At 49.3% G+C, this 7,299-nt stretch carries 9 protein-coding genes; 6 read left to right on the top strand and 3 right to left on the bottom strand.

All coding sequences use genetic code 11. The annotated features are described in order from the left end of the window. Window positions 1–122: replication initiation protein (locus ABZJ92_RS19830; RefSeq protein WP_249538318.1), on the top strand; the 122-nt coding region annotated here is incomplete at its 5' end. A gap of 244 nt (window positions 123–366) precedes the next feature. Here the strand turns inward: ABZJ92_RS19830 and wzz(fepE) are convergent. Then, a complete protein-coding gene (wzz(fepE), locus tag ABZJ92_RS19825; RefSeq protein ID WP_005065596.1) occupies window positions 367–1,476 on the bottom strand; it encodes an LPS O-antigen length regulator Wzz(fepE) in 1,110 nt (369 codons plus the stop codon). 875 nt (window positions 1,477–2,351) lie between these two features. On the opposite strand from wzz(fepE), the gene ABZJ92_RS19820 reads away from it, so the two are divergent. The 3 genes from ABZJ92_RS19820 to ABZJ92_RS19810 all read left to right on the top strand — a co-directional run bounded on the left by ABZJ92_RS19820 (window position 2,352) and on the right by ABZJ92_RS19810 (window position 4,035). Continuing rightward, the gene (locus ABZJ92_RS19820) at window positions 2,352–2,522 is read left to right on the top strand and encodes a Rop family plasmid primer RNA-binding protein (protein WP_255625548.1); all 171 of its coding nucleotides are present in this window, start codon (window positions 2,352–2,354) and stop codon (window positions 2,520–2,522) included. Window positions 2,523–3,167: 645 nt separating this feature from the next. Then, on the top strand, window positions 3,168–3,326 hold the full coding sequence (locus ABZJ92_RS19815) for a hypothetical protein (RefSeq protein ID WP_005093880.1): 159 nt from the start codon (window positions 3,168–3,170) through the stop codon (window positions 3,324–3,326). A 316-nt stretch (window positions 3,327–3,642) separates the two neighbouring features. Continuing rightward, the gene (locus tag ABZJ92_RS19810; RefSeq protein ID WP_128567429.1) at window positions 3,643–4,035 is read left to right on the top strand and encodes a hypothetical protein; all 393 of its coding nucleotides are present in this window, start codon (window positions 3,643–3,645) and stop codon (window positions 4,033–4,035) included. Window positions 4,036–4,473: 438 nt separating this feature from the next. Here the strand turns inward: ABZJ92_RS19810 and mbeA are convergent, their stop codons facing one another. Both mbeA and ABZJ92_RS19790 read right to left on the bottom strand, forming a co-directional pair. Next, window positions 4,474–6,039 (bottom strand): plasmid mobilization relaxase MbeA, encoded by a 1,566-nt coding sequence (gene mbeA, locus ABZJ92_RS22545; protein WP_025715427.1) that lies wholly within the window; start codon window positions 6,037–6,039, stop codon window positions 4,474–4,476. After that, on the bottom strand, window positions 6,029–6,352 hold the full coding sequence (locus ABZJ92_RS19790; protein WP_000956004.1) for a MobC family plasmid mobilization relaxosome protein: 324 nt from the start codon (window positions 6,350–6,352) through the stop codon (window positions 6,029–6,031). The genes mbeA and ABZJ92_RS19790 overlap by 11 nt, the downstream gene beginning before the upstream one ends. 64 nt (window positions 6,353–6,416) lie before the next feature. Between ABZJ92_RS19790 and ABZJ92_RS19785 the strand changes: the two genes are divergently transcribed. Together ABZJ92_RS19785 and ABZJ92_RS19780 are read left to right on the top strand one after the other, a co-directional pair. Beyond that, entirely contained in the window at window positions 6,417–6,608 is a 192-nt protein-coding gene (locus ABZJ92_RS19785) for a Rop family plasmid primer RNA-binding protein (RefSeq protein WP_000165994.1), read from the top strand. A gap of 601 nt (window positions 6,609–7,209) precedes the next feature. Continuing rightward, on the top strand, window positions 7,210–7,299 hold a 90-nt coding region (locus tag ABZJ92_RS19780; RefSeq protein WP_164837093.1), incomplete at its 3' end, for a replication initiation protein.

Below are 7,299 nucleotides of genomic sequence, written 5' to 3'. Positions count from 1 at the left end.
CCGTTCAGCCCGACCGCTGCGCCTTATCCGGTAACTATCGTCTTGAGTCCAACCCGGTAAGACACGACTTAACGCCATTGGCAGCGGCCACTGGTAAACAGGATGTGCGAGAGATGTATTGAGAGTTCTTGAAGTGGCAGCCTTACTGAGGCTACACTAGAAGGACAGATTTGGTGACATGTCTCGCACAAGACTGTTACCACGGTTCAGAAGTTCCCCAACTTACTGAACCTTCGAAAAACCACCTCCCCAGGTGGTTTTTTCGTTTTCTAGAGTAGAAGACTACGGCTGTAAGGGAATGATCTCAAGAAGATCCTTTGAACTTTTTATAAAAGTTGCTTATAAAATGATGCATCAGCACAACTTTTACTCAATCACACTCATCTTTCTGGCCTCCATGGCATGACGTAAAAGTATATAGCCACATGCAAGCATCCCTCCAATGACAGAAGAAAGAATTACAATTATGGCATTACTTGGCCCATCCTTTCTGACCGGTAACGTTGGGCTCAATTGATACTGAAATGGCATAAAATCAACATCCCCCACTTTCGCCACAACCAATTGATTCACAACATATTGACGATTTCGCAACTCCCCACTCAATTCCGAAACATCCTTGATTGATTTTTTGATGTTCAATTTAGTTGCTATACCATCAGAACCGAGAGCCACAGGAAAATCTGGGTCATCCTTCATAATCTGACCATTGCTGTATACAGGTTTTTTTATTCCAGCCGCATTAGCAACCTCCAGTGAATAATTGAGGCGTCGAATATCTGCATTCAGCTGGTTTCTAATTTTTATCTCATCCAGTGCAAGAATTTCTTTTTCAACATTAGTTTTAACTTCTAGTTTATTTCTTATATCTTCCATCAAATCCCTTACAACAAGGGAAGAAACATAATTAATATACCCAGACAACACATCGTGAGCTTCTTTACTTGTTGGAGCAGTAAAACTCAGAGTCCATGATACATACAATGATGACTTGTCGTTTTTCTTACTGGCATTATCATCAATCGACTTCATATTTTTACTCAACTCAACAATTGCACGATGCAGTTCGAGAGCGCTAATGTTATTCTTTTTAATAATCTCCATAACATAAGGAGATGATCTCATATACTCATTCAACGAATTAACGGACTGAAATTTCTTAATAAACAGAGCAAATGCGCTATCACGATTGATATCAAAATCCACTCCCAGAACATGAAGCTTGGAAAGCTCCTTATTTAATTCACTCCATTGAACAGACTCAGCAGGAGTAACCACAGCAGAACTAGTCCATTTTTGTGGCAAAACAAAAGAAACAAGAAAGCCAATACAAGCAAAAAATAGAATCACCCCAACAATTTTTATTTTTGCTGCCCATAAAACGCTAATCAAGCCAAAAAGGTCAATTTCTTCATTACCATTCGGCAACATGTTGTAATTAGAAAAATGTTCGTCAGAGACCTTTGAGATTTTCATTGAAAAAAACACAATATATTAACATATGGTTTTTTTATTCTATCATATGTTAGGAAAAAACCTAAAAACCATTCAGCAGACATTTAACATAACATTTTATTGCGCGCACCGCTAAAACGCGCTGAACGCGATTCTGCCGCAAACACCGCAAAAAGAGATGTTTTCCCCGGGGTAAACCGGAAAAATGCGTCAGGATCGCTTTCAGCTCACTGCATAGCTATGCATGAAAGTGAATGACGATCGGTTTGGGCGCATACAGTGCCCATGAGACACATTTTCGGACATTTTCAGTTCGTGAATCCCTGACTCATTGCTACATATCTGAACAGACACCCCTAGCAGCGCCCCCAGGGGCGTCCTGTAAAAAAACACACCGCGCCGCTAGCAGCACCCCTAATATAAGATAATGTTTTTTTTATGAAAATAGTCAGTACCACCCCTAAAAAGCGGTGTTGGCGCAGCTACAACACCGCGCCGACACCGCTTTTTTAAATATCACAAAGAGAGCAAGAAGAACTAATTTGTCATAACTCTCTATTTATAAAGAAAAATCAGCAAAAACTTGTTTTTGCGTGGGGTGTGGGCATTTCAGGCATGAGAACAGACTCGCGTTTTTCCGGAGTATCAGCGGAATTATTGATTAAGAAACACTCGACGCAGAGCGAAATTTTATGCAACAGCGGCTGCACTGCACAGGGATTATTTATCAGTTGATATGCTGTGCCATGATACGTCCTAAAGAAACAGGACAGGATGTGCAATTGTAATACCGTCGCCCGCAACGTCTTACAATTACCACCTGCTCAGGGTCCCCCCCCCCGACACCCGGAACTGACGGAGAACAACGGAAGGTGAACAAATAACAACAAACTGCGCTGAATATGGCGCGATGTATCAAAAGCCAGAGCCTGACACTGCTTGAAAAACTGGATGCTCTGGATGCCGACGAACAGGCGGCCATGTGCAAACGACTGCACGAACTCGCAGAAGAACTCCAGAACAGCATCCAGATTCGCTTTGAGGCCGAAAGTGAAACAGGAACATAACGAAGCTGACGGAGGCGGTCACGGCTTTCCCGTGGGCGTTTTCGTCAGCAGACAAGCCCGTCAGGGCGCGTCAGGGGGTTTTAGCGGGTGTCGGGGCGCAGCCATGACCCAGTCACGTAGCGATAACGGAGTGTATACTGGCTTAATTATGAGGCGGCAGAGCAGATGGTGAGAGAACAGCGACATATGAGGTGTGAAATGCTGCACAGATACGTAAGGAGAAAATGCAGCTTCCGGCGCTCTTCCGCTTCCTCGCTCACTGACTCGCTGCGCTCGGTCGTTCGGCTGCGGCGAGCGGTGTCTGCTCACGCAAAGACGGATATACGGTTATCCACAGAATCAGGGGATAACACCAGAAAAAACATGTGAGCAAAAAAGAGGCCCCGAAAAAAGGCCGCGCCGGTGGCGTTTTTCCATAGGCTCCGCCCCCCTGACGAGCATCACAAAAATCGACGCTCAAGTCAGAGGTGGCGAAACCCGACAGGACTTAAAGATACCAGGCGTTTCCCCCTGGTGGCTCCCTCGTGCGCTCTCCTGTTCCTGCCTTTCGGTTTACCGGTGTCATTCCGCTGTTATGGCCGCGTTCGTCTCATTCCACGCCTGACACTCAGTTCCGGGTAGGCAGTTCGCTCCAAGCTGGGCTGTGTGCACGAACCCCCCGTTCAGCCCGACCGCTGCGCCTTATCCGGTAACTATCGTCTTGAGTCCAACCCGGTAAGACACGACTTAACGCCACTGGCAGCAGCCATTGGTAACTGGACAAGGTGGATTGAGATATTAAGAGTTCTTGAAGTGGTGGCCTAACTGCGGCTACACTAGAAGGACAGCATTTGGTATCTGTGCTCCACCAAGCCAGTTACCTTCGGAAGAAAGAGTTGGTAGCTCTAGATTCCGGCAAACAAACCACCGTTGGTAGCGGTGGTTTTTTTGTTTGCAGGCAGCAGATTACGCGCCGCAAAAAAGGATCTCAAGAAGATCTTGAATCACTCTATGAAAATTTTGTTTTATAGCCGTATTTGTTGATGCTATAAGCCAGAGACCTTCTATGAGAATAGACATATCACATCAAACACGGCATACCCCGCCAAACATGCTTCCTCGGGAACAAAATTGTGTAGCAATGGCATTATCTGCGTGCTTTAGACAACAACTAAACCCTGTGGTAAACAGCTTATTAAAAGAGAGAATAATACACTCCCCTAAAGAATTGGAACATGACAACGCAGTAATAAGAGTCCTGCAAAAACTACAAATTCAAGAAGTTTGTAACAGCACCCTTTGGGAGACAGCCAAACAACAACTACTTCAAAAATCGGACGGAAGATATTTTGCCATCAATTCTAAACACTTAGCCTTTCCAGGCCCAGGAGAATCTCACGCCTTCTGTTGCATCAAATACAAAAATGCAATTGGCATTAACGGAAACAATGCCGAAACCCAATCGACCCACTACCAACCCTATCCCTATGATAAAGTCAGTATATGGGGACCATTCCCTCACAATTTAACGTAATATCTTAATTGTACGCACCGCTGAAACGCGTTCGGCGCGATCACGGCAGCAGACAGGTAAAAATGGCAACAAACCACCCGAAAAACTGCCGCGATCGCACCCGGTAAATTTTAACCACATGCATAGCTATGCAGCCATGTGAATCACGCAGGAATTGCCAGCCAGAGACAGCTGAAACGGATTTTATTCATGCTTTCGGAAGCGAAGAAGACGGGGACCTGAGCGGGAAAACAGAAGTTCAGGGGAATGAGCGCGATCTGGCAATAGAGGCAAAACACAGCGACAAAAGACACACCAGAATCGCGCCCGTATGCGTTTTAACTCGTTCCTGTGTTTTCAGCAAGGTCTGACTGAAGCGCGTTCCCGGTGCCCCCGAACCAACCATTATCCCAAAAAATGCACCGGAAACGCGCTGACAACATTTTAGCCTGTCTCTGATTACCATCCCAGCGAAGGGCCATCCAGTGTCCGTTCCTGTATTTCCGGCTGGCGTTCCCGTTCCAGGAATAACGCATGTTCGCGCTCCTGTATCAACCGTTCCTCTCTTATCTCCAGTTCTCGCTGTATAACTGGCTCAAGCGTTCTGTCTGCTCGCTCAAGTGCAGCACCTGCTGACTCAACTGCATGACCCGCTCGTTCAGCATCGCGTTGTCCCGTTGCGTAAGCGAAAACATTTTCTGCAATTCCACGAAGGCGCTCTCCCATTCGTTCAGCCGCTGCATATAGTCCTGTTGCAGCTGCTCTAATGCGTTCAGCAAATGGCTTTCCAGCTCCGTCATGCTCTGTCACTCCTGTACCAGCCTTACGGCATTCTGTTTCCCGTTTTCCATCGTCCAGTTCGTTTCGGCTTTCATCCCCTCGGGCAACACCAGAAAACGTCCGTTGCTCCCCTCGTGATAACGCACGCCCCATGTCTTCGCGTTCAGCTTCTCCAGACTCTCGTTCTGCTTCCTGATTTCTTCCAGGTTCGCCTGTATCATCCCGCCAAGATACCAGAGCGTCCCGCCACTCACGGTAAACAGGAAAATGACCATCCCCAGTAACATCATGCCCGTATTCCCTGCCAGCTTTAACACGTCCTTCCTGTGCTGCATCATCGCCTCTTTCACCCCTTCCCGATGTTTTTTCAGTGATTCCTCTGTCGAAGCTGTGAACAGGGCTATAGCGTCTTTGATTTTCGTCTCGTTTGATGTCACAGCCTTGCTTACAGATTCTTCGAGCTTCCTGAACTCGTCGCTCAGCATTTTCTCTGTAGATTCGGCTCTCTCTTTCAGCTTTTTCTCGAACTCCGCGCCCGTCTGTAAAAGATTGCTCATAGAATGCTCCTTTCAGTCTGATATTCTTCCCGCCGTTCGGGTCTGCAATGCTGATACTGCTTCGCGTCACCCTGACCACTTCAAGCCCCGCCTCTGTGAGCGCCTGAATCACATCCTGACGGCCTTTTATCTCCCCGACATGATAAAGAGCGTCTATCCACCGTGTAATGCTCTCAGCAAGCGCCTGTTTCGTTTCCGGCAGGTTATCAGGGAGAGTCAGCGTCCGGCGGTTCTCCGGGGCGTTCGGGTCATGCAGCCCGTAATGGTGATTCACCAGCGTCTGCCAGGCATCAATTCTCGGCCTGTCTGCGCGGTCGTAGTACGGCTGGAGGCGTTTTCCGGTCTGTAGCTCCATGTTCGGAATGACAAAATTCAGCTCAAGCCGCCCCTTGTCCTGGTGCTCCACCCACAGAATGCTGTACTGATTTTTTTCGAGACCGGGCATCAGTACACGCTCAAAGCTCGCCATCACTTTTTCACGCCCTCCCGGCGGCAGCTCCTTCTCCGCGAACGAGAGAACACCGGACGTGTATTTCTTCGCAAATGGCGTGGCATCGATGAGTTCCCGGACTTCTTCCGGATTACCCTGAAGCACCGTTGCCCCTTCCCGGTTACGCTCCCTTCCCAGCAGGTAATCAACCGGACCACTGCCACCGCCTTTTCCCCTGGCATGAAACTTAACTATCATCCCGCGTCCCCTGTTCCCTGACGGCCAGACGCAGCCGGCGCAGCTCATCCCCGATGGCCATCAGTGCGGCCACCACCTGAACCCGGTCACCGGAAGACCACTGCCCGCTGTTCACCTTCCTCGCTGCCTGATTCAGGTTATTCCCGATGGCGGCCAGCTGACGCAGTAACGGCGGTGCCAGTGTCGGCAGCCTCCCGGAACGGGCAACCGGCTCACCCAGGCAGACCCGCCGCATCCATACCGCCAGCTGTTTACCCTCACAGCGTTCCAGTAACCGGGCATGTTCATCATCAGTAACCCGTATCGTGAGCATCCTCTCGCGTTTCATCGGTATCATTACCCCCATGAACAGAAATCCCCCTTACACGGAGGCATCAGTGACCAAACAGGAAAAAACCGCCCTTAACATGGCCCGCTTTATCAGAAGCCAGACATTAACGCTGCTGGAGAAGCTCAACGAACTGGACGCGGATGAACAGGCAGACATCTGTGAATCGCTTTACGACCACGCCGATGAGCTTTACCGCAGTTGCCTCGCTCGCTTCGGGGATGACGGTGAAAACCTCTGACGGGCTTGTCAGCGGGTGTTAGCGGGTGTCGGGGCGCAGCCATGACCCAGTCACGTAGCGATAGCGGAGTGTATACTGGCTTAACCATGCGGCATCAGTGCGGATTGTATGAAAAGTGCGCCATACCGGGTGTGAAATGCCGCACAGATGCGTAAGGAGAAAATGCACGTCCAGGCGCTTTTCCGCTTCCTCGCTCACTGACTCGCTACGCTCGGTCGTTCGACTGCGGCGAGCGGTATCTACTCACTCAAAAACGAAATGCTGTTATCCACAGAATCAGGGGATAACGCCGGAAAGAACATGTGAGCAAAAGACCAGGAACAGGAAGAAGGCCGCGCCGATGGCGTTTTTCCATAGGCTCCGCCCCCCTGACGAGCATCACAAAAACCGACGCTCAAGTCAGAGGTGGCGAAACCCGACAGGACTATAAAGATACCAGGCGTTTCCCCCTGGAAGCTCCCTCGTGCGCTCTCCTGTTCCGACCCTGCCGCTTACCGGATACCTGTCCGCCTTTCTCCCTTCGGGAAGCGTGGCGCTTTCTCATAGCTCACGCTGTTGGTATCTCAGTTCGGTGTAGGTCGTTCGCTCCAAGCTGGGCTGTGTGCACGAACCCCCCGTTCAGCCCGACCGCTGCGCCTTATCCGGTAACTATCGTCTTGAGTCCAACCCGGTAAGACACGACTTAACGCCA

The sequence above is a fragment of the Shigella sp. FJ200513 genome (assembly GCF_040495915.1).
GTDB lineage: Bacteria > Pseudomonadota > Gammaproteobacteria > Enterobacterales > Enterobacteriaceae > ECMA0423.
This window is presented reverse-complemented; position numbering and strand designations above follow the sequence as displayed.

Coding starts and splice junctions, on each gene's coding strand:
- ABZJ92_RS19810 (WP_128567429.1), top strand. CDS start 3,643: ATGGCATTATCTGCGTGCTTTAGACAACAACTAAACCCTGTGGTAAAC.
- mbeA (WP_025715427.1), bottom strand. CDS start 6,039: ATGATAGTTAAGTTTCATGCCAGGGGAAAAGGCGGTGGCAGTGGTCCG.
- ABZJ92_RS19790 (WP_000956004.1), bottom strand. CDS start 6,352: ATGCTCACGATACGGGTTACTGATGATGAACATGCCCGGTTACTGGAA.